The sequence below is a fragment of the Pseudomonas yangonensis genome, from assembly GCF_009932725.1.
Lineage (GTDB): Bacteria > Pseudomonadota > Gammaproteobacteria > Pseudomonadales > Pseudomonadaceae > Aquipseudomonas > Aquipseudomonas yangonensis.
The window spans coordinates 26,171-48,036 of sequence record NZ_BLJU01000007.1 but is presented as its reverse complement, the minus strand read 5'-3'; the positions used below and the strand labels follow the sequence as shown (position 1 = coordinate 48,036).

20 protein-coding genes and 2 pseudogenes are annotated in these 21,866 nt (G+C 63.5%); 14 read left to right on the top strand and 8 right to left on the bottom strand.

Going from position 1 to position 21,866, the window contains the following annotated elements:
- Nucleotides 1–74 precede the first annotated feature (74 nt).
- The 10 genes and pseudogenes from GYB81_RS11600 to GYB81_RS11565 all read left to right on the top strand — a co-directional run bounded on the left by GYB81_RS11600 (nucleotide 75) and on the right by GYB81_RS11565 (nucleotide 8,748).
- A complete protein-coding gene (locus tag GYB81_RS11600; protein ID WP_161868011.1) occupies nucleotides 75–353 on the top strand; it encodes a hypothetical protein in 279 nt (92 codons plus the stop codon).
- Complete coding sequence (locus GYB81_RS11595; RefSeq protein WP_161868010.1) at nucleotides 353–958, top strand: flavin reductase family protein; 606 nt, start codon at nucleotides 353–355, stop codon at nucleotides 956–958. Before GYB81_RS11600 ends, GYB81_RS11595 begins: the two co-directional genes overlap by 1 nt.
- A gap of 125 nt (nucleotides 959–1,083) precedes the next feature.
- Nucleotides 1,084–1,923 (top strand): hypothetical protein, encoded by an 840-nt coding sequence (locus GYB81_RS25215; RefSeq protein ID WP_438810707.1) that lies wholly within the window; start codon nucleotides 1,084–1,086, stop codon nucleotides 1,921–1,923.
- A 39-nt stretch (nucleotides 1,924–1,962) separates the two neighbouring features.
- Nucleotides 1,963–2,193, top strand: a pseudogene (locus GYB81_RS25210) (HAMP domain-containing protein); the annotation flags it as partial.
- Nucleotides 2,176–3,051 carry a methyl-accepting chemotaxis protein gene (locus GYB81_RS25205; protein ID WP_438810708.1) on the top strand — a complete coding sequence of 292 codons (876 nt, stop codon included), beginning with the start codon at nucleotides 2,176–2,178 and terminating at the stop codon, nucleotides 3,049–3,051. The pseudogene GYB81_RS25210 and the gene GYB81_RS25205, both read left to right, overlap by 18 nt.
- A 95-nt stretch (nucleotides 3,052–3,146) precedes the next feature.
- Nucleotides 3,147–4,064, top strand: a complete 918-nt coding sequence (locus tag GYB81_RS11585; RefSeq protein WP_161868008.1) for an AAA family ATPase — start codon at nucleotides 3,147–3,149, stop codon at nucleotides 4,062–4,064.
- The gene (locus tag GYB81_RS11580; protein WP_161868007.1) at nucleotides 4,064–5,020 is read left to right on the top strand and encodes a DUF58 domain-containing protein; all 957 of its coding nucleotides are present in this window, start codon (nucleotides 4,064–4,066) and stop codon (nucleotides 5,018–5,020) included. Before GYB81_RS11585 ends, GYB81_RS11580 begins: the two co-directional genes overlap by 1 nt.
- On the top strand, nucleotides 5,017–7,002 hold the full coding sequence (locus GYB81_RS11575) for a transglutaminase TgpA family protein (RefSeq protein ID WP_161868006.1): 1,986 nt from the start codon (nucleotides 5,017–5,019) through the stop codon (nucleotides 7,000–7,002). The genes GYB81_RS11580 and GYB81_RS11575 overlap by 4 nt, the downstream gene beginning before the upstream one ends.
- A gap of 72 nt (nucleotides 7,003–7,074) precedes the next feature.
- Nucleotides 7,075–7,857 carry a CHAD domain-containing protein gene (locus GYB81_RS11570; protein ID WP_161868005.1) on the top strand — a complete coding sequence of 261 codons (783 nt, stop codon included), beginning with the start codon at nucleotides 7,075–7,077 and terminating at the stop codon, nucleotides 7,855–7,857.
- Nucleotides 7,858–7,950: 93 nt separating this feature from the next.
- A complete protein-coding gene (locus GYB81_RS11565; protein ID WP_161897825.1) occupies nucleotides 7,951–8,748 on the top strand; it encodes an acyl-CoA thioesterase in 798 nt (265 codons plus the stop codon).
- A gap of 51 nt (nucleotides 8,749–8,799) precedes the next feature.
- On the opposite strand, the gene GYB81_RS11560 is transcribed toward GYB81_RS11565, so the two are convergent.
- The 3 genes and pseudogenes from GYB81_RS11560 to GYB81_RS11550 all read right to left on the bottom strand — a co-directional run bounded on the left by GYB81_RS11560 (nucleotide 8,800) and on the right by GYB81_RS11550 (nucleotide 11,636).
- On the bottom strand, nucleotides 8,800–9,156 hold the full coding sequence (locus GYB81_RS11560) for an Mpo1-like protein (protein ID WP_161867810.1): 357 nt from the start codon (nucleotides 9,154–9,156) through the stop codon (nucleotides 8,800–8,802).
- 102 nt (nucleotides 9,157–9,258) lie between these two features.
- Nucleotides 9,259–10,725, bottom strand: coding sequence for a methyl-accepting chemotaxis protein (locus GYB81_RS11555; RefSeq protein WP_161867811.1), 1,467 nt, complete (start codon nucleotides 10,723–10,725; stop codon nucleotides 9,259–9,261).
- Between the two features lie 83 nt (nucleotides 10,726–10,808).
- Nucleotides 10,809–11,636 (bottom strand): annotated as a pseudogene (locus GYB81_RS11550) (TatD family hydrolase).
- 255 nt (nucleotides 11,637–11,891) lie between these two features.
- On the opposite strand from GYB81_RS11550, the gene GYB81_RS11545 reads away from it, so the two are divergent.
- Nucleotides 11,892–13,307, top strand: a complete 1,416-nt coding sequence (locus GYB81_RS11545; RefSeq protein WP_161867812.1) for an MltF family protein — start codon at nucleotides 11,892–11,894, stop codon at nucleotides 13,305–13,307.
- Nucleotides 13,308–13,412: 105 nt separating this feature from the next.
- Entirely contained in the window at nucleotides 13,413–13,847 is a 435-nt protein-coding gene (locus tag GYB81_RS11540; protein WP_161867813.1) for a DoxX family protein, read from the top strand.
- A gap of 65 nt (nucleotides 13,848–13,912) precedes the next feature.
- On the opposite strand, the gene GYB81_RS11535 is transcribed toward GYB81_RS11540, so the two are convergent.
- On the bottom strand, nucleotides 13,913–14,848 hold the full coding sequence (locus tag GYB81_RS11535) for a LysR family transcriptional regulator (protein ID WP_161867814.1): 936 nt from the start codon (nucleotides 14,846–14,848) through the stop codon (nucleotides 13,913–13,915).
- A 161-nt stretch (nucleotides 14,849–15,009) separates the two neighbouring features.
- Here GYB81_RS11535 and GYB81_RS11530 point away from each other — a divergent pair, with 161 nt between their 5' ends.
- Complete coding sequence (locus GYB81_RS11530) at nucleotides 15,010–16,239, top strand: acyl-CoA dehydrogenase (RefSeq protein WP_161867815.1); 1,230 nt, start codon at nucleotides 15,010–15,012, stop codon at nucleotides 16,237–16,239.
- 821 nt (nucleotides 16,240–17,060) lie between these two features.
- Here the strand turns inward: GYB81_RS11530 and GYB81_RS11525 are convergent.
- From GYB81_RS11525 to xthA, 4 genes are all read right to left on the bottom strand, one after another.
- Complete coding sequence (locus GYB81_RS11525; RefSeq protein WP_161867816.1) at nucleotides 17,061–17,240, bottom strand: hypothetical protein; 180 nt, start codon at nucleotides 17,238–17,240, stop codon at nucleotides 17,061–17,063.
- 9 nt (nucleotides 17,241–17,249) lie between these two features.
- Complete coding sequence (locus GYB81_RS11520) at nucleotides 17,250–18,236, bottom strand: TerC family protein (RefSeq protein ID WP_161867817.1); 987 nt, start codon at nucleotides 18,234–18,236, stop codon at nucleotides 17,250–17,252.
- Nucleotides 18,237–18,395: 159 nt separating this feature from the next.
- On the bottom strand, nucleotides 18,396–19,778 hold the full coding sequence (locus GYB81_RS11515; protein ID WP_161867818.1) for a substrate-binding domain-containing protein: 1,383 nt from the start codon (nucleotides 19,776–19,778) through the stop codon (nucleotides 18,396–18,398).
- Between the two features lie 301 nt (nucleotides 19,779–20,079).
- Nucleotides 20,080–20,892 carry an exodeoxyribonuclease III gene (xthA, locus tag GYB81_RS11510; RefSeq protein ID WP_161867819.1) on the bottom strand — a complete coding sequence of 271 codons (813 nt, stop codon included), beginning with the start codon at nucleotides 20,890–20,892 and terminating at the stop codon, nucleotides 20,080–20,082.
- A 274-nt stretch (nucleotides 20,893–21,166) separates the two neighbouring features.
- Here xthA and GYB81_RS11505 point away from each other — a divergent pair, with 274 nt between their 5' ends.
- The gene (locus GYB81_RS11505) at nucleotides 21,167–21,811 is read left to right on the top strand and encodes a GNAT family N-acetyltransferase (RefSeq protein WP_161867820.1); all 645 of its coding nucleotides are present in this window, start codon (nucleotides 21,167–21,169) and stop codon (nucleotides 21,809–21,811) included.
- Nucleotides 21,812–21,866 lie beyond the last annotated feature (55 nt).

The following is a 21,866-nucleotide window of genomic DNA, read 5'->3' as shown; positions in this document are numbered from 1 at the left end:
CAGGCACTTTCGCTCTGCCGAAGCGTCATAGTCTGGGCCAACCCGTAGTCCTATCCCTCCGAGGAGTGTGGTCGATGAAACACTGGATCTGTTTGCCGCTGCTTGCGGTGGCGCTCACCGGCTGTGCCGGCAAGACCGTTTACCGCGAGACCTGCGCCAATCAGCTGGACGCTGCCTGGAAAGAGCTGAGCATCGCCGAAGCCGAAGGCTTCGCCGGTACCGTCAGCTATTCCAAGGCATTCTCGCTGCTGACCGCCGCCAAGACCCAGCAGCAGTTCGAAGCCTATGAAGGCTGCGTGAGCAAAGCCGAACGTGCGCGTTTCTATATCCGCGAATCGCGAGCGGGGCGTTGATGCAGCTGGATTTCACCGATCTGAGTCCGCTCGAGGCTTATCGCTGGCTGGCAGCCAGCGTCACCCCGCGTCCCATCGCCTGGGTTTCGACCCGTTCAGCCGACGGGGTGGCCAACCTGGCGCCGTTCAGTTTCTTTCAGGTGATCAGTGACAACCCGCCGACCCTGTTGATCAACGTCAGCACCCGCGACGATGGCAGCCTCAAGGACAGCCTGCGCAATGCCCAGGCCAGCGGCGAACTGGCGATTCAGCTGGTCAGCTTCGCCCAGGCCGAAGCGATGAACGCCAGCGCCGCGATCCTGCCTCATGAGGTCAGCGAGTTCGCCCACTGCGCCATCGCCAGTCAGCCGTGCGAGCGCATCGACGTGCCGCGTGTCGTCGGTGCCCCGGTGACCTTCGAATGCCGGGTGGCGCAGATTCAGCCTTATCCTGCCCAGCAGCCCAACTGCCACCTGATCTTTGCCGAGGTACTGCTGGCACATATCGACGATGCCGTGCTCAACGAGCAGGGGCGTCTCGACCCGTTCAAGCTCGATCTGATCGGACGTCTGGGCGGCAGCGCCTATTGCCGTACGCGGGATCTGTTTCAGATGCAACGTCCCTGAATCCGTTCTGAAAACGACACCCATTTAGCTGTTCCGGCCATCTTGCTGCTTGCTGGCTTGTCGCCAGTAGCATTGCGCTCCTATGTTCCAGAACTGGGGCTGGCTGCGGTAGGCAGGGGGATGTCATGGGTGGCTCATTGGGCAAGCGCTTGGCCAGTCTGAGTACGGCCAGCAAGCTGATGCTGGGGTTTGCTCTGGTCTTGATTCTGACCGCTCTGGTGGCCGCAACCGGTCTGCTGGCGTTGCGCGAGGTCAGCGCCGGCGCCGAATTGCAGCAGCGCATGAGCGCCCTTGGCGAGCAGGTACTGCGCATGCGCCAGAGCGAACAGGCGTTTGCCCTGAGTGGCGACAAGCAGCATGCCGAGCGCCTGGCGCAGCAGGCCGAGGCGATTCTGCAGGCCGGCCAGGCCCTGCAGGCCGAGCTGGATAGCGACACGGCCGCGGTCATGGCGCAGGTCGAACCTGCTCTGGCCGACTATCGCAGCGCCTTCGCCCGCTACGTCGAACTCACCGACAACATGCAGCTGTCGCTGCAGGCCGCCGACTGGCTGGTGGTCAGCGCCGCCAATAGCCTGGATCTGCTGCAGGAAGGACTGTCCGAAGACGGCGTCGACCTGCTCAAGAGTTCCCAGGGCGAGCAGGGCGGCGATTCGGTATTGCAGGCCGGCAAGGTCGGCAAGATTCACCAGTTGCTGCTGCAGGCGCTGGATCAGGCCCGCCAGCGTCTGGAGGCCAGCCGACGCGGCGATGGCGAAGAACAGAGCGAAATTGCCCAGGCTGGCGAGGCACAGGCTCTGGCTGCCGAGTTACGCGATGAGTTGAATGATCCCGGTTATGCCGCCGTGCTCGGCGAGGTGGTGGTCAACGTCGACTCCTTCAACGAGCGACTCAAGGAATACGCCGGCCAGTTGCAGCAGCAAAAGCAGGTCTATGGGCAACTGGTCGCTCAGATCGAACAGCTGTAGCAGCGTGTCGATCTGGCTCTGGACACCCAGCGCCAGGCCATGCATGCCGAGCGCCAGGCCAGCAGCGGCCTGATCATCGCGGCCGCGGCCCTGGCGCTGCTGTTCGGCCTTGGCGCGGCGATCCTGATCAGCCTGGCCATCGTGCGCCCGCTCAAGCGGGTGATCGGCCTGGCCGAATCCATCGCTGCCGGCGACCTCAGTGTGCACATCGAACAGGATCGGCGCGACGAGATCGGCCAGCTGCTCTCGGCCATGCAGCGCATGGCCGGCAACCTGCGGGAGATGGTCGGCCGCCTGCAGGGCGGTGTGGCGCAGATATCCAGTTCTGCCCAGACGCTTTCGGCAACGGCCGAGCAGACGCGCCAGGGAGTAAACGGTCAGAAGCTGGAGACCGATCAGGTCGCCACCGCCATGAGCCAGATGACTGCCACCGTGCATGAGGTCGCGCGTAATGCCGAAGCAGCAGCTGCTTCCACCGAGCAGGCCGATCAGCGTGTCGACGCCGGCAGTCAGGTGGTGCGTCAGACCCTGCAACGCATCGAGCAGTTGGCCCGTGCGATGGAGGCCACCACGCAGAGCATCCAGCGCCTGAGCCAGGATACCCAGCGCATCGATGCGGTGCTCGATGTGATCAAGAGCGTCGCCGAACAGACCAACCTGCTCGCGCTCAACGCAGCCATCGAGGCAGCGCGCGCCGGTGAACAGGGGCGCGGTTTCGCGGTGGTCGCCGATGAGGTGCGTGCGCTGGCCAAACGTACCCAGCAATCCACCGCGGAAATCGAGTCGCTGATCGCGGCCCTGCGAGAAGGCAGCCGCCGCGCCGTGACCGATATGGAACAGAGCGCCAGCCTGGTGAGCCTGACCGTTGGCGATGCCAATCAGACCGAGGGTGCCTTGGCGGCCATTGCCGAGGCGGTGAGCCTGATCTCGGAGATGAACCAGCAGATCGCTGCTGCGGCCGAGCAGCAGAGCGCCGTAGCCGAGGAAATCAACCGCAGCGTTACCTCGATCCGCGATATCGCCGATCAGTCGGCCACGGCGATGGACGAAACCGCCGCGTCGAGTATCCAGCTGGCCGAACTGGGGCGCGAGCTGCAGGGCATGGCGGGGCAATTCCGACTGGCATAGCGGTCAGTCTCACAGTTTCGTGAGCAAAGATTACTTGGCGCTATGCCGCATGCCGGCGCCCCAGTAGCATCGACGTTCTGCATAAGGAGCGAACGATGCGAAGCAAACTCGATGCCTGTCTCGACTCGGTCAATCAGGTGCTGCTGGGTAAAGAGACACAGGTGCGTCTGGCGCTGACTTGCCTGCTGGCGCGGGGTCACCTGCTGATCGAAGACCTGCCCGGCATGGGCAAGACCACTCTCAGCCATGCCCTGGCGCGCGTGCTGGGACTGAGCTTCCAGCGTATCCAGTTCACCTCCGACCTGTTGCCTGGCGATATCCTCGGCACCTCGGTGTTCGACAAGGACAGCGGCCAGTTCGTCTTTCATCCCGGGCCGATCTTCGCCGAGCTGGTGCTGGCGGACGAGATCAATCGCGCCACACCGAAGAGCCAGAGCGCGTTGCTCGAAGCCATGGAGGAAGGGCAGGTGACCATCGAGGGCGCAACCCGCCCGCTGCCCGAGCCGTTCTTCGTCATCGCCACGCAGAACCCGGTCAGCAGCGGTGGCACCTTTGCCTTGCCCGAATCTCAGCTCGACCGCTTTCTCATGCGTCTGTCGCTCGGGTATCCGGCCCAGGCCGCCGAGCGCGCCTTGCTGCTGGGCGACGCCCGGCGCGACCTGCTGCCGCGCATCGAGCCGATTCTCGACCATGCCGAACTGGCGCGCCTGCAGGCGGCGGTGCCCCAGGTGCGCGCCAGCGATGCGCTGGTTGATTACGTACTGCGTCTGGTCGAGGCGACGCGCAGCCAGCCGCAGTTCGCCTGGGGCCTGTCGCCACGTGCCAGCCTGGCGCTGCTGGCCGCGGCCCGGGCCTGGGCGCTGCTGGCAGAGCGCGATTACGTGATTCCCGAGGACGTACAGGCTGTTCTGCCCTCGGTAGTCGGCCACCGCTTGCGCGAGCGCGCCGATCCCACCGGCCATGGCGGGGGCAGTCTGGTGCAATGGCTGCTGCGCGAAGTGCCGGCACTCTGATGCGCGCAGCGCTGAAACCGCTCTGGCGCCGTTGGCTGGCCAGGCGCATTCCGCCGGCAGCCAGCGTGCGCCTGAATCAGCGGCGCATCTTCATTCTGCCCAGCCGGGTGGGCGCGGCCTTCGCCGTGGCGCTGCTGCTGATGTTGCTGGTGGGCATCAATTACCAGAACAGTCTGGCCTATGGTCTGACCTTTCTGCTGATGTCGGTATTCGTCGTGACCATCCTGCATACCTACCGCAACCTGGCCGGGCTGGTGCTCAAGGCGGGTGGCGGCGGGGCGGTATTCGTCGGTGAGCAGGCGCGTTTTCGCGTACGTCTGGAAAGCCGCGAGCGCGAGCATCAGGCCATCGCGCTTGGCTGGCCGCCGGCAGAGCTGGTGATGCGCGATGTACCGCGTGAAGGCCAGACCGAAGTGGATCTGAATCTTCCCGCCACCCGGCGGGGCTGGCTACGGCCCGAGCGTATGCGGGTGGAAAGTCGCTTTCCCCTGGGTTTGCTGGTGGCCTGGAGCTGGGTCGACCTGGACCAGGCAGTGCTGGTTTATCCGCGGCCGCTGGAAGGCGATCTGCCGTTGTCGGCGGGCCTGGGTGACGAGGAGGAGGAAGAGGGCATGCGGGCCCGTGGTCAGGGCGCCGACGATTTTCAGGGGCTGCGCGAATATCAGCCGGGTGACTCGAAGCGGCGCCTGGACTGGAAGGCCTACTCGCGTGGTCAGGGCCTGTTGGTCAAGGATTTCGCCATGCTCAGCGGGCGTGATCTGTGGCTGGACTTCGACAGCCTGGGTGGCGACAGCGAAATGCGCCTGTCGCTGCTCTGCCACTGGGTGTTGCAGTTTTCCGAGCGGCAGCAGGCATTCGGCCTGCAACTGCCGGGACAGGTGATCGCCCCGGATTACGGCGACGGCCATCGCGAGGCCTGTCTGCGTGCCCTGGCGCTGTTCGGAGGGCACTCATGAGCAGTCTGCCGGGGATTCCGCGCGTCGCCCTGATCTGGCTACTGGTCGCGCAGGTGTTGGTGATCCTGCCGCACCTGGTTCATCTGCCGCTGTGGATGATCGCGCTGTGGCTCGGCGCTGCAGGTTGGCGCGTGCAGATCTTCCGCATGCGTGCGCGCTATCCCAATGGCTGGGCCAAGGGTGGCCTGGTGCTGTTGGTGTTGGCCGGTATCCTGCTGTCGCGCGGCACCTTGGTGGGGCTGGATGCGGCGACGGTGCTGCTGATCGCCACCTTCACCCTCAAATTGCTGGAGATGCGCACACGGCGTGACGCGCTGGTGGTGATCTTCCTCGGCTTCTTCTGCGTGGTGACCGCCTACCTGTTCGAGGATGGCATCCTGGCCGCGCTCTACAGCCTGTTACCGGTGACTGCGCTACTGGCTGCGCTGGTCGGTCTGCAGCACAGCGGCTTCGCCGAGCGCCCCTGGCCGACCCTGCGCCTGGCCGCAAGCCTGATGCTGCAGGCCATACCGCTGATGGTGCTGCTGTTCGTGTTCTTCCCGCGCATGGGGCCGCTGTGGTCGCTGCCGCTACCGAGCGACAAGGGCGTCACCGGTCTGTCGGACAGCATGGAGCCAGGCGATATCGCCGAACTCAGCCGCTCTTCGGCGTTGGCCTTTCGTGCCAGCTTCGAGAGCGAAGTACCGCCGCGCGTGCAGCTGTACTGGCGGGCACTGACGCTGGAGCGCTTCGATGGCCGGCGCTGGTCGCAGTCCACTTACGCTGATGTGCCAGTAGCGCCGCAGTGGAGCAAGGCCGGCGAACCGCTGGATTACAGCATCATCATGCAGCCCAGTGGCAAGCGCTGGCTGTTCGCCCTGGATGTGGGCGAGATGGCTCAGGAAAACGGGCGCATGATGAGTGACTTCCGTTGGCAGCGGCTGCGCCCGGTGGATCGGCCTCTGCTTTACCAGGTGCGCTCCTGGCCGAATGCCGCGCGTGAGGCTCAGGCCGAGCCGCCTGGCCTGCGCCAGGCGCTGCAGCTGCCCGAGCGGGGTGACCCGCGTAGCCGTGCCTGGGCGACCGAGTTGAAGGCGCAGTACCCGCAGAGCGATGCATTGGTGGCGGCAGTGCTGCGGCATTTCAATCGCGAGCCCTATGTTTATACCTTGCGTCCGCAGCCGCTGGGGCGTGACAGCATCGATGAGTTTCTGTTCGACACACGGCGCGGTTTCTGCGCCCACTACGCCGGCGCGATGACCTTCGTCTTGCGTGCGGCGGGCATCCCTGCGCGGGTCGTCGCCGGGTACCAGGGCGGTGAACTCAATCCCAACGGCAATTACATCCAGGTGCGCCAGTTCGACGCCCATGCCTGGGTCGAGTACTGGCAACCCGGGAAGGGCTGGCGCAGCGTCGATCCCACCTTCCAGGTCGCTCCCGAGCGCATCGAGCAGGGGCTGGAAGAGGCCCTGACCGAGGAAGATGGCTTTCTCGACGACCAGCCGTTCTCGCCTTTGCGTTACCGCGAACTGGCCTGGCTCAACCAGTTGCGCATGAGCTGGGAGAATCTCAATTACGGTTGGCAGCGCTGGGTGCTGGGTTATCAGGGCGAGCAACAGTTGAAACTGCTGCAGAACTGGTTCGGCAGCCTTGACTGGCAGCGGCTGGCCTTGGCCCTGGTGGGCACGGGTGGATTGTTGCTGGGGCTGCTGGCCCTGTGGTTGCTCAAGCCCTGGCAGCAGCGCGCCGATCCGCAGCGTCAGGCCTTTCGCAAGTTCGAGCGCCTGCTGGCGCGCCATGACATACGACGGGAAGCGGGCGAGGGCGTGCGCTCCTTCGCCTCGCGTGCGTCGCGGCGGTTGCCGGAGCAGGCGGCGCAGATCGAGGCATTCGCGCGCTGCTTCGAGCAACAGCGTTATGCCGGCAAGCCTGCGTCGCGTGCCGCCTTGCTGCGAGCATTGAGCGATTTGCGCAAGGCGTTGCCCTGGCGCTTGTCGCGTTAGCGACCATTGGTCACTTGTATGAAGGGATGGTCTGGCTGTTAGTTTGGCGTATCGACTTCGAGGGGAGCGAGCATGAGCGATTTCATCGAGCATTGCCTGGAGCGCGTCCTGGCCCTGCAGGTACGTCTTTACGCCTGCCAGGCGCGGCTGACTGACTGCACCGACGCCGAGGCGCTGCACGATCTGCGCATCGCCCTGCGCCAGCTGCGCAGTCTTTTGCGGCCGTTGCGCGGCCTGGCAACCGTCGATGCTCTGGAGCAGGGCGCGGCGGTATTGGGACGACTCAGCGGGCCACTGCGTGATCGTGAAGTATTGGCAGCCGAACTGCAGCGTCTCGGCTTGGCGCATCTGGCGCCGAGCGATGAGACCCAGCGCGCCCTGGGATATGTGGCGATTGCACGCAGCGGTGAGTTTGCGGATCTGATGCTGTTGCTCGACGCCTGGCCAATGAGTTGGCGTGAAGCTGCAAGGCAAGGCCAGCTGCGCGATCTGGACAGGCGTATTCGTCGCCGTCTGAGGCGCCAACAACGCAAGCTGGCCCACGCATTGCGCGATCCTGCGCATGACCGCCATCGCCTGCGGTTGTTGATCAAGCGCGTGCGCTATGGCGCTGAGACCTATCCGGCGCAGAGTCGTCTGGGCAAGGCGGCGCAACAGCGGCTCAAGCGTGCGCAAAGCGCCCTGGGTGATTGGCACGACCACCTTCAATGGCTGGCGCAGGCCGAAGCGCTGATGTCGCTGAGTCCCTGTCGGGACGCCTGGCTGCAGGCGCAGCACGCTGCCGAAAAGCGTGCCGACGATGCCTTGCTGGCGCTGTATGGCGATTTTCCCTGCAAGGACAGTACGCGATTCTAGCCGGCCATATGGCCGAATCGGCGTGCCCGCGGGCTATCGTACAGTCGCCGCCATCCCCTAAGATCGTTGCCATCGTTGAGTCCTGAGGTGCGTATGATCTTTTCCGAAATGCTCGAAGCGGTGCGCCGCGATCCCGATACCGTGGTGATTCCGGCCGAGTGGGGGCAGGGGCGCGCCAGCTTCGGTGGTCTGGTGGCCGCGCTGGCGTTCGAGGCGATGCGTGCCAAGGTGCCCGACGGGCGCCCGGTGCGCTCGCTGGCGATCACCTTCGTCGGTCCGGTGGCGTCGGATGTGCCGGTCAGCTTCCAGGCTGAAGTGCTGCGTGAAGGTAAAGCGGTCAGCCAGATGCTGCTACGCGCGGTGCAGGATGGTCAGGTGGTGACGGTGGTGCAGGGCAGCTTCGGTGCGTCGCGCTCTTCGTCAATTACCGTGGAGGCACTGGCTGCGCCGCAGATCAAGCCGGTCGAACAGTGCCAGGAACTGCCCTACGTGCGTAACGTGACACCTGAGTTCACTCGCTTTCTGGCCATGCGCTGGGCAATTGGCGGCATGCCATTTACCAACAATCGGTCACGGCAGATGGGCGGGTGGGTGCGCCTGCGCGGGGAGAGTGAGGCGCAAACGCTCAGCGAGGCGCATCTACTGGCTCTGGTCGATGCCTGGCCGCCGGCAGTGCTACCGCATCTGAAGAGCCCGGCGCCGGGCAGTTCGCTGACCTGGACCATCGAGTTCGTTCAGCCCCTGCAAAGCCTCAGCAGCGAGGACTGGTGCCTGTATCGCGCGGACATCGAGCACGCCCGCGATGGCTACGGCCACGTAGCGGCGGCAATGTGGAGTCCGGCAGGCGAGTTGATCGCGCTGAGCCGGCAGACCGTGACGGTGTTCGGTTGACGTCGGCGCGCCCCGGACGCCCGCGGTAAGCGCGTGCAGCGACGTCGCCGGCTACTTTCGCTTGCGCCAGGCGCGCCACCAGCCGCCGCTGAACAGAAACCTCGGGAAGGTCACGCACTGCTCCAGCAGCAGGCGTTTCACTGCGTCGCGTTTGCCGCTGAAGGGCTCGGGTGACTGCTGCTCCAGGCGGTGGCCATGCGCCTGCAGCGCCAGGGCGGCGATCAGGCCGATGATGCCCAGTACCAGAGGCACGAACCTCAGTTGCCACAGCCCGATCAGCAACAGCCCCAGCGACAGCAGAAACAGCGGTACGGCTATCAGGTGCAGCAGCAGATTGGCGGGATGCTTGTGCTGGTCGGCGTAGTGGCGCCATTGCCAGGCCAACAGGTTGGGATGACGTTTGCTCATGATGCGGTCCTCGACTCGATGGATCGAGTCTAGGACCCTCATCGCCGCGCGGCGAATTGCCCCTGACTATGGGGCAGATAGCTTCATCCGGGGCCGTGCCGATTACAGGCGCAGTTGACCGATCGCCTTGTTCAGTTCGCCTGCCAGCTGCGCCAGTTGCTGGCTGGTAGCGGCCGATTCCAGGGTCTGACCGACCGTTTGCTCGGTCACGTCGCGGATGCCGACCACCGAGCGGCTCATCTCCTCGGCGACCTGGCTCTGCTGGGTGGCGGCCACGGCGATCTGCGTATTGCTGTCGCGCATCAGCGCCACGGCGGCGGTGATCGCCGCCAGCGACTCGCCGGCTTCCTGTGCCAGTTGCACGCAGTGGTTGGCGCTCTCCGAGCTTTCGCGCATGAATTCAACGGCGTCACGGGTACCGCCCTGCAGGTTGCCGATCATTTGGGTGATTTCGTCGGTGGAGTCCTGCACGCGCTTGGCCAGATTGCGCACTTCGTCGGCGACCACGGCGAAACCGCGGCCCATTTCACCCGCGCGGGCGGCCTCGATGGCGGCATTGAGGGCGAGCAGATTGGTCTGTTCGGCGATGCCGTGGATCACACCGACCACGCGGCTGATGTGCTGGCTGTCTTCAGCCAGACGCTCGATGCTGCCGGCACTTTGTTGCACGCCGCGTGACAGCGCTGCGATGGACTGTTCGACACGTTCGACCACCTGCTGACCCGCGCGCGCCAGCTGATCGGCGTTGCGTGACTGGTCGCGGGTGGTGCCGGCGTGATCGGCGATATGCTGAACCGTTGCCGACATCTCGTTGATCGCGGTGGCAGCCTGATCGGTTTCGCTCTGCTGGCTGAGCATGCCCTGGCGCACGGCACCCATGCGCTCGGCCATGTCGCGGGTACCGCTGTTCAGTTCACTGGCGACCTGGCCGACAGTACCGACCACGCGCTGATAGCCGGCCTGCATGGCGTTGAACGCGGCAGCCATCTGGCCGACCTCGTCGCGGCTGTCCAGCGGCACGCGCAGAGACAGGTCGCCGCTGCGTTCGGCCTGCAGCATGACGTCCTTGAGGGTGTTGAGATGGCTGAGCAGAAAGCGGATCAACAGCTGCGAGGCGGCCAGCAGCAAGAGCATGAGTACGGCGACTGCGACGGCGTAGGTGAGCGCGTGTTGGGTGAACAGATCGAACAGGCTGGGCGCGCGGGCGATAACTGCCAGGCGGCGGCCATCACTGAGGGTGGTGAGCTGTGCACCGATCACCGGCGAGTCGCCGAACCAGGCGTCGTGCTGCATGGCTTGCCAGCCGCTGGCATCCGGCGCGCCCTGGGCGCCGGGCAAGCTGCTGCCCTGCAGCACCTGGATATTGGCTGCGCTGGGTAGCGCCGCCTGCTGCGGCCACTGTTGCAGCACGCGCGACTGCTCGGCCGCGGCCCTTATGGCATCAGCGCTGCGAGCTTGCTGCTCGGTGTTAAGAGCGAACAGCACCAGCATCAGACTGATGACGAAGGCAACGGCATTGACCGCCCAGAATTTGTACTTGAGAGAAAGATCGCTGATCCAGGCGCCCATGCTGTTGTATCCGTCTCGCTGCGTTCACTATTGGCTATTTGCCAGCAGTATGCCGTGGAAAACAGCCGGAGTCTTGACGTCAATCAAGACTCCGGTGCTGCTTCCTCTAGTATGGCCGGCATCTTGAAGAACGCCCGGGCGCAGGCCGTGGTTTGCGCTGCCAGTGCCTGTTCGCTCTGGGCACGATGTAGCGCCACCTCGCGCAGTACCTCAACGAGATAAGCCGGCTCGTTACGCCCGTTCCTGGGCTTTGGCCGCAAGCTGCGCGGTAGCAGGAAGGGCGCATCGGTCTCCAGCATCAGACGCTCGCCCGGGATGTCCTTGAGCAGCGGGTGCAAGTGCGTGCCGCGGCGTTCGTCACAGACCCAGCCGGTGATGCCGATATGCAGGTCGAGATCGAGATAGGCGTAGAGCGCACGGCGCTCGCCAGTGAAGCAGTGCACCACCGCCGCGGGCAGCTGGTCGCGATAGTTACGCAGAATCTCCAGCATGCGCTAGCTGGCTTCGCGCTCGTGGAGAAACACCGGCATCTGCAGTTCGACGGCCAGCGCCAGCTGCTCTTCCAACGCTTTTTCCTGTGCGGGGCGTGGAGAAAAGTCACGATCGAAATCCAGCCCGCACTCTCCGACGGCGCGCACTTGCGGCTGCGCCAACAGCGACTTGAGGGATGCGCTGCTTGCGTTGTTCCAGGTGCTGGCGTCGTGAGGGTGGACGCCAGCGGTGCAGAACAGGCGCTCGCCGCTGGCGTCCAGCTGTCGGCAAAGCGCCAGGCTGGCCTCGCTTTCGTTCAGACTGGTGCCGGTCAGCACCATCTGGCACACGCCGGCTGCGTAGGCGCGCTCGAGTAGAGCCTCGGCTTGCACGGCGAGACTGGGGTGAGTGAGATTGACGGCAATATCGATGAGCTGCATGGTGCCACCTGTTGAACGCGAAGCAGCAGGATAGCAGATGCCGTCCGTTCGTCAGGAAGTCGATCTAAAACAATAAGTTGGTGGCTGTTTTTAAGGTTGATGCAAGTTTGTGGGGTGGCGCTCTGGCGCTCCGCTGTGCCAATCTCCGCGCCCCTGCCAGCCTTGGGCCGTGTCCGCGGTCAAGCCGTCTGTCGCGCATCGGCGAGCAGTAGGTCACCAAGGGTTCGGCGGCCAACCGCCTTTTCTGGAGAATCGATGTCGCGATTGCTGCTGATCCTGTGTCTGCTGGCCATGCTGCCGCTGCCGGTCAGTGCGCGCCTGGCCGGTCCGCCCGAGGTCGGTGCCCAGACTCGCAGCACTCGTGACCTGCCGGCGATCCGCAGCAGTGGTGAATTACGCGTACTGGTCAATCAGAGTCGCAACAGCTCCGGCTCGGTCAAGGGGCAAAGCATCGGCGTCGAGTACCACCGCCTGCGTGCTTTCGAGCAGTACCTCAATCGCAACGCCCGGGATGGCCGCAACCTCACGCTGAAGATCATTCCCAAGGCCAAGGATCAATTGCTCGGCGCATTGCAGCGCGGTGAAGGTGATCTGGTCGCTCCCGGTGAGCTGCTCAACGTGCGCACCGGGCACGATGTCAGTGCCAGCACGGCGATTCGCCGGGAGGTGCCACTGGTGCTGGTTTCCAAGCAGGGCAACCGGCAATACCGCAGTCTCGAGCAGCTGGCCGGGCGCAGTCTGTCGCTGCCGGCAGGCAGCGCCGTAGGCGAAGCGCTACGGCGCATCAACCAGCAACTCGCCGACCGCAAGCTGCCACCGATAGTGGTCGAGTGGGTCGACCCCACGCTGGCGGTCGAAGATGTGCTGGAAATGGTTCAGGCCGGTATCTTCGAACGCACCGCGGTGGAGCTGCCGATAGCCGAGCGCTGGGCCAAGGTGATGCCCAAATTGCGCGTCGACAAGCATCTGGTCCTGGCGCGTGAGGGCGATATGAAATGGTTCGTGCGCCCAGACGCGCCGATGCTGCGCGCCAGCATCGACCGTTTTTTCAGCGGCTATCAGTCTCCTGCCGATCAGGATGCGGCATTCCAACGCGTCTATCGTCGTCTGTACAAAGTGCATTCGCCGTTGGGGCGCGCCGAGCGACAGCGCCTGGAGAAGGTACGCCCGGTTTTGCAGCAACATGCCGAGCAACAGGGCTTCGACTGGCTGATGCTGGCAGCACTGGCATTCAAGGAATCGACCTTGAACCCGTCGGCGCGAGGCGCGAGCGGAGCGACCGGGCTGATGCAGATCACCCCGGCGGCGGCGCGCACTGTCGGAGTGAGCAACATTCAGAACATCGATGGCAATGTGCAGGCGAGCAGCAAGTACCTGGCGATGATCCGACGCAACTATTTCAACAGCCCGCAGCTCAACGAGCGAGAGCGTATGGCCTTCGTCCTGGCCGGTTACAACCTGGGCCCGCAACGGGTGCAGAGTTTGCGGGCCGAAGCGCGCAGGCGGGGCCTAAATCCCAATCAGTGGTTCTTCCAGGTCGAGCGTGTGGCCATGGAGCAGATGGGCATGGGTGTGGTGAGCTATGTGAATGCGGTGAATAAGTACTACCTTGCTTATGACCGTGAGCGTTATTTGCTCGAGCCGCAGGGGCGGCGGCTGACGGCCAATTAGATATCTATTTTTTCGATTTGTATAAGCGGTATTTTCTTGTTTTTTAATCGAATAAATTGGATATTCTGTGCGCCATCCAACCCACACACCAAAGGAAGCCTTGCAATGTCTAATCTGATCAAAAACATCACTGCCAGCCAGGCAGGTTTCGGCATCACCATTTTGCGTATCGTCGCCGGTATCACCTTCGCTGCCCACGGCGCGCAGAAGCTGTTCGGCTGGTTTGGCGGTTATGGCCTGGAAGGTGTCGCGCAGTGGATGGAAAGCATCGGCCTGGCCCCGGGGTACCTGATGGCGTTGATGGCCGGGAGTGCCGAGTTCTTCGGTGGTGTGGCGCTGATCATCGGTCTGCTGGTACGCCCGGCGGCTGCGGTGCTGGCGGTGACCATGCTGGTGGCGATCTTCACCGTGCACCTGGCTAACGGCTTCTTCATGAGCAACAACGGCTACGAGTTCGCCCTGGCGCTGCTGGCCATCAGCGTAGCGCTGGTGTTCGAAGGTGCCGGCAAGCTGTCGGTCGATGGCAAGCTCGCTCGCTGAGTGATCAAGTCACGACAAGAAGGCCCGCAGATGCGGGCCTTTTTCTTGCGTTAAGCAGCGAACGATCAGGCGGTAGCTGCTTGCTCGGCTTTCTTCTCCTGCAGGGTGACCTGCTGCGCCAGTTCGATCATCTGCTCGCGCATCCAGCGGTTGGCTGGGTCCTGGTCGGTGCTTTCGTGCCAGTACAGGTGGGTTTCCAGCGCCGGTACATCGCCGACCGGTAGCGCCACGTGGTGCAGATTGTGGCGCCGGGCGAAGCGCGCCGGCACGGTCATCACCATGTCGGTCTGCTGCATCACGCTGCTGGCCATCAGGTAATGCTGCGAGCGCAGGGCAATCTTGCGCTGGATGCCCATCTTGCCCAACGCCAGGTCGACGTAACCGAGACCGCTGCGGCGGCTGGAAATATGGATATGAGAGAACGACAGGTACTCGTCGAGGCTGATCTTTTCCTTGGCCAGCGGATGGCCGGGGCGCATGGCGCAGACGTAGTGATCATCCAACAGCTTGACGTGCCGGACCTGAGGATCGGTGTTGAGCGGCGCATCGACGGCAAAATCGAGGCGGCCGGCGGCCAGCTCCTTGGTCGTTTCGCGGCGCTTGGCCAGGAAACTTTCGATGCACACGTTCGGCGCCAGCCGACGCAGGCGTTGAAACAAGGGCGGCAGGAGAATCTGCTCGGAAAGGTCGGTCATGCTGATGCGATAGGTCTTGCCGGCCTGCTGCGGATTGAAGGTGCGGCTTTCCTGTACGGAAACGCGCAATAGCTGCAGGGCGTTGCGCACCGGGCCGATGATGTTCTGCGCCATGGGCGTCGGCACCATGCCCTGGGCGGTACGCACGAACAGCGGGTCGTTGAAGGTTTCGCGCAGGCGGGCGAGGGCGTTGGATACCGCCGGTTGGGTAATGCCGACGATCTGTCCGGCGCGGGTCAGGTTGGCCTCGGTGTAGATGGCGTCGAAGACGATGAAGAGGTTCAGGTCCACCTTGGTCAGGTTCATGCCGGCAGTGCTCCAGGGGCGTCGATATCAATCGATCATATATCGGTTATGAATGTTCATACACGCTGAAAATAGGTTCGATAAATCTTAAGCGCTGTTCTAGCATCATTTCCACAACGTCACACCCTTTGTCACAAACCGACCCGTCAGAAGGTATCTCCATGGATTTCGCCTATTCCTCGAAGGTTCAAGAGCTGCGTGAGCGCGTCACCGCGTTCATGGAAGCGCACGTCTATCCGGCCGAAGCGGTGTTCGAGCAGCAGGTGGCCGAGGGCGACCGCTGGCAGCCGACCGCGATCATGGAAGAACTGAAGCGCAAGGCCAAAGCCGAGGGACTGTGGAACCTGTTCCTGCCCGAATCGGACTACGGTGCGGGCCTGACCAACACCGAGTACGCACCGCTGGCCGAGATCATGGGCCGCTCGCTGATCGGGCCGGAACCTTTCAACTGCGCCGCGCCGGACACTGGCAATATGGAAGTGCTGGTGCGCTACGGCAACGAGGCGCAGAAGCAGCAGTGGCTGGAGCCGCTGCTCTGCGGCGAGATTCGCTCCGCCTTCGCCATGACCGAGCCAGGCGTAGCATCGTCGGATGCCACCAACATGCAGGCCAATGCCCGTCGCGAAGGCGATGAGTGGGTCATCAACGGTCGCAAGTGGTGGACTTCCGGGGCCTGCGACCCGCGTTGCAAGGTGATGATCTTCATGGGCCTGACCAATCCCGACGCGCCGCGCCACCAGCAACACTCGATGATTCTGGTGCCGATGGATGCGCCAGGAGTCACCGTGCTGCGCCCGCTGCCGGTGTTCGGCTACGACGATGCCCCGCATGGCCATGCCGAAGTGCTGTTCGAGAACGTGCGCGTGCCCTACGAGAATGTGCTGCTCGGCGAAGGTCGCGGCTTCGAGATCGCCCAGGGGCGCCTTGGCCCGGGTCGTATCCACCATTGCATGCGCTCGATCGGCATGGCCGAACGCGCCCTGGAACTGATGTGCAAACGCGCCGTTTCGCGCACCGCCTTCGGCAAGCCGCTGGCGCGCTTGGGCGGCAACATCGACCACATCGCCGATTCGCGTATGGAGATCAACCAGGCTCGCCTGCTGACCCTGAACGCGGCTTACATGATGGACACCGTCGGCAACAAGATCGCTGCCAGCGAGATCGCCCAGATCAAGGTGGTCGCGCCGAACGTCGCACTGAAGGTGATCGACCGGGCGATCCAGATGCACGGCGGGGCCGGTGTTTCCAATGACTTCCCGCTGGCCTACTGGTACGCCATGCAGCGCACATTGCGCCTAGCCGATGGCCCGGACGAGGTGCACCGCGCCGCCATCGGCAAGTATGAAATCGGCAAGTACGTGCCGCGGGACGTGATGAAAGCCAGTCGCTGATGCGGTGGCTCCATATAAAGAAGAGGCCCGCTTGTGCGGGCCTCTTCTTTTCGGTTCTTCGCACAGTTCGGAGGAAAGTGCAGGTTGAGACCGGACTGGCAATTAAGTGTTAGCTGCCGGTGCTGGCACCATCCGTTAGCGCGTCGTCTGATCTGAAGGGTTTCGCCCCTTACGGGCGAGTCACTTTCTCTTGCTTGCCCAAGAGAAAGTAACCAAAGAGAAGGGCACCCCGCCATCCGGCCCCGGCTGCGCCGGGGTTCCCTCGTTCCATCAACGCTCCAGGGGCACGCCACGAAGGGCCATCCCTGGCCCATCGTGGCTCTCGCGACATCCATGTCGCTCAACCCCTTCCACGGTGATTCCACTCGGCCTCCTGAAGGGGACTTTTGGGCGTCGCCTGCGTGATCGCTACCTAAAAACAGACGCCGCCGAGCTTAAGCCTGTGGAAATCTTGCAAGCTCGCGTCCCGGTCCCCTTCAGGAGGCCGAGCAGAGGTGTTGCGTAGGGGAGTGAGCCGCATGGATGCGGCGAAAGGCTTAATGGGCCATGGATGGCCCATGTAAGCCGCCCCCCGGAGCAGCGCCGGAGCGAGGGAAGTTTCGCGCAGCGAAACCCGAATGTCGGGGTGCCCTTCTTTGGCACACCTTTCTTGGGCAAGCAAGAAAGGTGTGGCGCCCGTAAGGGGCGCAACCCAAGCGCTCAGCGCACGCGGTAACGAATAGTGCTAAGCCAGTAAGCGACACGCACACAAACTTGCCAGTCCGGTGTCAAGCGCATCCTCCCCGCGAGAATACGAAGAGTCTTCTTTTATGCCTGCAAGATCAGGGCAGTCTGTCGTCCGAGCGCTGCTCCTGGCCCAGCCAGCCGAGGCGCATATGCAGTTGCGCAGCGAAGGTGCGTGCCGCCAGTTCTTCCTGAAAGGTCAGTGCGCGTCGCCCGAATCGTACCTGCCAGAGCCGCTGGCCCTGGCGTTCGATGAGTTCTATGCAGACTTCGCGCATTGCCTCTCCTCAGATGGAGCTGGCCCTGTCTCGCGTTTTCAACAGCGACAGCAGCACGCCACCGGCCAGCAGACCCAAGGTTACGCCAAGCGAGAGCAGGGCGGGGACCTTGATCAGATCATGCAGGAAAATCTTGCCGCCGATGTACATCAGCACCAGGGCCAGGGCGTATTTCAGGTAGATGAAACGGTGCATCAGCGCAGCCAGGGCGAAGTACAGCGCACGCAGGCCGAGAATGGCGAAGATGTTCGAGGTGTAGACGATGAACGGATCCTGCGAAATGGCCAGCACGGCCGGCACGCTGTCCACGGCGAAGACCAGGTCGGCCAGCTCGATCAGCACCAGCGCCAGCAGCAGCGGGGTAGCGTACAGCAGTGGCTTGCCGCTGACCTTGTCCTGCAGGCGTACCAGGAACTTGCCTTCGTGCAGGTCGTCGGTCACGCGAATGTGCTTGCGCACGAAACGGATCACCGGATTCTGCGCCAGGTCCGGGTGAGCTTCTTCGTCGTTGCTGCGCAGCATCTTGATGCCGCTGAACAAAAGGAAGGCACCGAAAAGGTAGAGGATCCAGTCGAACTGCTGCACCAGTGCCGTGCCCAGACCGATCATGATGGCGCGCAGCACGATCACCCCGAGGATGCCCCAGAACAGCACGCGGTGCTGGTACTTACGCGGGATGTTGAAGTAGCCGAGGATCATCGCCATGACGAAGACGTTGTCCATCGACAGCGATTGCTCCACCAGAAAGCCGGTGTAGTACTCCATCGCCTTGGTGCCGCCGAGCTGCCACCAGATCCAGCCGCCGAAGGCGACGCCGACGCTGAAATAACCGGAATACAGCAGCAGGCTTTCGCGCATCTCGATCTCATGTTGATCGCGATGCAGCACGCCGAGATCGAGTACCAGCAGGAAGATGATCAGTACCAGAAAAGCCAGCCAGAACCAGCCGGGCGTACCGAATATGGGGGATGAAAAATAGGCAAGTAGAGCGTCCATGAGCCCTCCTGATGTCTGCCTGAGTTGAAAGAAATCGACTCAGTGACTCCGACATCACGGTGAGGAACTCACCGCCAGAGGGGCCCGGCGTCACGCGAAGCAAAGGCTAACGCTGCGCCGAGAAACTGCCAAGCCCCCTGGCAAGGAATATTTTCGTCGTCAGTAGACCCAGACTTCGACGCGTCGGTTACGAATACGACCGCTGTCCTGATCATTGGCGGCCACTGGCAGCTCGCTCCCGAGACCGGTGATCTCACGGAACATCACACCCTGCTTGGCCAGTTCCCGGCGCACCGCCATCGCCCGCAGCTTGGACAGTAGCTCGGCGCGCTCCGGGTCGCTCTTGGCATCGCCGAAGCCGACCAGCACGACTTTATCTTTCAGCTTGTCATGTTGCTTGAGGTAGTCCAGCACGCGCTGCAGGTCGCGGTAGGCCTTGTTGTCCAGAGTGGCGCTGCCTTCCTGAAAGCGGAAGTTCACCGACAGGCGTTGCGCCTGTTCGGCAAGCTGGCGGTAATTCGCAGGCATCTGAGCTTCCGGGGTGACCTTCACGGCCTGAACGGTTTGCGCGATGAAACCGCTGCCGTCCACGATCGCCTGGCCTCGGGGGCTTTGCGCGAAGTCGATGAGAGCACGCGCCCAGGGGTTTACCAGCTGTGGGTCGTTGTAGATGAACAGTCGGCGCGCCAACGGGTAATCCTCGGTGGCGATCAGGGTGGTGCTCGGCGCCATCGGCTGAGAGTTGCCCGCTGCTACCGCGACCGCCTTGGCCTGGCGAATGTAGGGCAGACCAATGAAGCCGATACCGTTGGGGTCGCTGCTGACCAGATCGGAAAGTTCGGAGCTGGACTCGAAGCGCCGTGCGTTTGCAGCCAATGTCCGCCCACCCGCAGCCAGCACCAGTTCCTTGAAGGTGTCGTAGGTGCCGGAATTGTCGTCGCGTGCATACGGCTGCACCTTGCCGGGCTTACCGCCCAGGGCGGCCCAGTCGCTGATTTCGCCGGAGAACAGTTGAGCGATCTGATCCACGCTGAGGGCGCTGATCGGGTTGCCGGGGTGGACGATGATCGCCAGACCGTCGATGGCGATGATCTGCTCGCTTTGCGGGCTGCGCAGATCGCCGAGGTTGGCCAGACTGCTGGCTTCGCCGTCCTTGATCGGGCGTGAGGAGGCAGCCAGGTCGGTGCTGCCATTTTGTAGTGAGGCGAAGCCGGTGCCGGAACCATGGGCGGCCACTTCGACGATCACATTACGGCCATCGGCCTGACGGCCGATGATGCGCTGCTCGTTTTCCCGGGCGCCAGCCTCGCTACGGATATCGCGCAGGCCCTGGGCTTCGAACAGGCCCTTGATCAGCTCCGGGCCAAGTTTCGCGCCAATGGTGTTGGAGCCCTGGATGCGCAACACGGGCTGATTGCCTTGAGAGGCCGGTAGTGCGGCGAAAACCGACAGCGGAAGGGCGTAGCAGATGAAACCGATGACCAGCAAAGACAGCGTGCGACCCCAGAGGTCGCAATCGAGTTGGGGCAGGGCGCGCGGCATGCGGCAGGCACCTTCTAGTGGGTGGGACAGGATGCCGCGCAGATTAAGTCGGTCAGGTTGCGGTTATATGACAGGCAGGTTGTGCCTGGGCGCAAGTGAGGACCGGCCGGCTCTGCCTTGCGCGACGCCGCGCTTGAGGCGTCGCACAGGGTGATGCCTATCAGGTCAGGGTCGGTCCCTACGCCGTCTTTCCTGGAAGAGCGCCCCGGGGGCGTAGCTTTTTCGAATCGGCAGCGCCCGGGGTCGCAGCGGGGTGCCGCTTTTACAGGTTCGGCGAATCAACGGGTTTTTCAACGGACTGTCAGCCCAGCTCCAGCCAGACCGGCGCGTGATCCGAGGGCTTGTCCATGCTGCGCAGGTCATAGTCGATGCCGGCGTCCTTGAAGCGTTTCTGCAGTGGCTGGCTGGCAAGGATCACGTCGATGCGCAGGCCGCGCTTGGGTTCGTCCTCGAAGCCACGGCTGCGGTAGTCGAACCAGCTGAAGCGATCATTCACCTCGGGGTTAAGGTGGCGGAAGCTGTCCACCAGGCCCCAGTTCTTCAGGGTAGCCAACCATTCACGCTCTTCCGGCAGGAAGCTGCACTTGCCGGTTTTCAGCCAGCGCAGACGGTTGGGCTCGCCGATGCCGATATCGCAATCTTCGGGACTGATATTGATATCGCCCATCACCACAAGCGCCTGCTGCGGGTCGAAGCGCTCCACCAGCAATTGCTGCAGATCGGCATAGAAGCGTTGCTTGGCCGGGAACTTCACCGGATGGTCGCGGCTCTCCCCTTGCGGAAAGTAGCCGTTCATCACGGTGATGGGGTTGCCATCGGCGTCGGCGAAGGTGCCGTAGATGAAGCGCCGCTGGGAGTCCTCGCCATCACCGGGGAAACCCTTGTGCAGGCTCAATGGCGCCTGGCGCGAAAGCAGGGCGACACCATAGTGGCCTTTCTGACCGTGGTAATGCACGTGGTAACCGAGCTGGCGGATCTCCGCCTCAGGGAACTGGTCATCGGCCACCTTGGTTTCCTGCAGGCCGATCACATCCGGCTGGTGCTTTTCGATCAACGCCTGCAATTGATGAGGGCGCGCACGCAGGCCATTGATATTGAAGGAGACGATTTTCATGGGCAGCGGGTCCTGGGCTGGCGGGCATGCCACGCAAGGCACCCCGGATGATAAGAGCCTACGCGGCACGCTTTCCCTCATCCGGCGTTTCACGCCGCGTTCTCCGGAAGGAGAAGGGTACAAGGAAGGCGTCGCGGTGCGACTCTTGGATTAGGTGGCGATGCTAGCCGATCCTCGGCGCTGGCGGCCAGCGCCTGGCAGGTGCCTGGCGGTGGTGCTAAGTTGGCTATACCGCATCTGACCCACACACAACCTATAACAACAGAGGTCCGCCATGCCCCATAACACCCCAGCAGAAGTGCGCATGCTCGATGGTGGTTACGCGCGAGAGGTTCGTTCGCTGCTCTACCATGCCTACCGCCACGAGCCGACCTTTGCCTATCTGTTCGAGGCCGAGCGCCCCGGCTTCGACCAGCGTGTGCGCGCAACGATTCGCGAGCTGGTACAGCAGCATTTTGCCGAGGAGCTGCCAGCCATCGGTCTGCTGATCGACGACCGTCTGATCGGCGCGGCGCTGATCGCACCGCCGCAGCGGCGCCTGGACATCACCGAGAGCTGGGGCTGGCGCTTGCGCATGCTGCTGAGCACCGGCTTCGGCTGCACCAAACGCTATCTGGAGTACCACGATGCGGTGCTCGCCTGCCTGCCACCGGGTCCCTATCACGTGTTGCCGCTACTGGGCATTCATCCGGAGTTTCAGGGCCAGCACCGTGGCGAACAACTGCTCGAGGCGCTGCATGACTGGTGCGCGCAAGACAGCGGGTCGCAGGGTGTGGTGCTGGACACCGGCAACGCCCGCTATCTGGAGTTCTACCGGCGTCAGGGCTATGAGGAGGTCGGTGAGCTGGCCATCGGCCCGGTGGTCGAGCACGTGTTCTTTCATCCGAACCCGCAACCCGTGGTGCGAGCCAGCGCCTGAACTCCGGCTGTCTGGCATGAACGCAGCAGCTCTGGCGTAGGCTCCGCTCCGTGGT

Excerpts from the sequence above, each read along its gene's own strand:
- GYB81_RS11600 (WP_161868011.1), top strand. The coding sequence starts at position 75 with ATGAAACACTGGATCTGTTTGCCGCTGCTTGCGGTGGCGCTCACCGGC.
- GYB81_RS11595 (WP_161868010.1), top strand. The coding sequence starts at position 353 with ATGCAGCTGGATTTCACCGATCTGAGTCCGCTCGAGGCTTATCGCTGG.
- GYB81_RS25215 (WP_438810707.1), top strand. The coding sequence starts at position 1,084 with ATGGGTGGCTCATTGGGCAAGCGCTTGGCCAGTCTGAGTACGGCCAGC.
- GYB81_RS25205 (WP_438810708.1), top strand. The coding sequence starts at position 2,176 with ATGCAGCGCATGGCCGGCAACCTGCGGGAGATGGTCGGCCGCCTGCAG.
- GYB81_RS11585 (WP_161868008.1), top strand. The coding sequence starts at position 3,147 with ATGCGAAGCAAACTCGATGCCTGTCTCGACTCGGTCAATCAGGTGCTG.
- GYB81_RS11580 (WP_161868007.1), top strand. The coding sequence starts at position 4,064 with ATGCGCGCAGCGCTGAAACCGCTCTGGCGCCGTTGGCTGGCCAGGCGC.
- GYB81_RS11575 (WP_161868006.1), top strand. The coding sequence starts at position 5,017 with ATGAGCAGTCTGCCGGGGATTCCGCGCGTCGCCCTGATCTGGCTACTG.
- GYB81_RS11570 (WP_161868005.1), top strand. The coding sequence starts at position 7,075 with ATGAGCGATTTCATCGAGCATTGCCTGGAGCGCGTCCTGGCCCTGCAG.
- GYB81_RS11565 (WP_161897825.1), top strand. The coding sequence starts at position 7,951 with ATGATCTTTTCCGAAATGCTCGAAGCGGTGCGCCGCGATCCCGATACC.
- GYB81_RS11560 (WP_161867810.1), bottom strand. The coding sequence starts at position 9,156 with ATGAGCAAACGTCATCCCAACCTGTTGGCCTGGCAATGGCGCCACTAC.
- GYB81_RS11555 (WP_161867811.1), bottom strand. The coding sequence starts at position 10,725 with ATGGGCGCCTGGATCAGCGATCTTTCTCTCAAGTACAAATTCTGGGCG.
- GYB81_RS11545 (WP_161867812.1), top strand. The coding sequence starts at position 11,892 with ATGTCGCGATTGCTGCTGATCCTGTGTCTGCTGGCCATGCTGCCGCTG.
- GYB81_RS11540 (WP_161867813.1), top strand. The coding sequence starts at position 13,413 with ATGTCTAATCTGATCAAAAACATCACTGCCAGCCAGGCAGGTTTCGGC.
- GYB81_RS11535 (WP_161867814.1), bottom strand. The coding sequence starts at position 14,848 with ATGAACCTGACCAAGGTGGACCTGAACCTCTTCATCGTCTTCGACGCC.
- GYB81_RS11530 (WP_161867815.1), top strand. The coding sequence starts at position 15,010 with ATGGATTTCGCCTATTCCTCGAAGGTTCAAGAGCTGCGTGAGCGCGTC.
- GYB81_RS11525 (WP_161867816.1), bottom strand. The coding sequence starts at position 17,240 with ATGCGCGAAGTCTGCATAGAACTCATCGAACGCCAGGGCCAGCGGCTC.
- GYB81_RS11520 (WP_161867817.1), bottom strand. The coding sequence starts at position 18,236 with ATGGACGCTCTACTTGCCTATTTTTCATCCCCCATATTCGGTACGCCC.
- GYB81_RS11515 (WP_161867818.1), bottom strand. The coding sequence starts at position 19,778 with ATGCCGCGCGCCCTGCCCCAACTCGATTGCGACCTCTGGGGTCGCACG.
- xthA (WP_161867819.1), bottom strand. The coding sequence starts at position 20,892 with ATGAAAATCGTCTCCTTCAATATCAATGGCCTGCGTGCGCGCCCTCAT.
- GYB81_RS11505 (WP_161867820.1), top strand. The coding sequence starts at position 21,167 with ATGCCCCATAACACCCCAGCAGAAGTGCGCATGCTCGATGGTGGTTAC.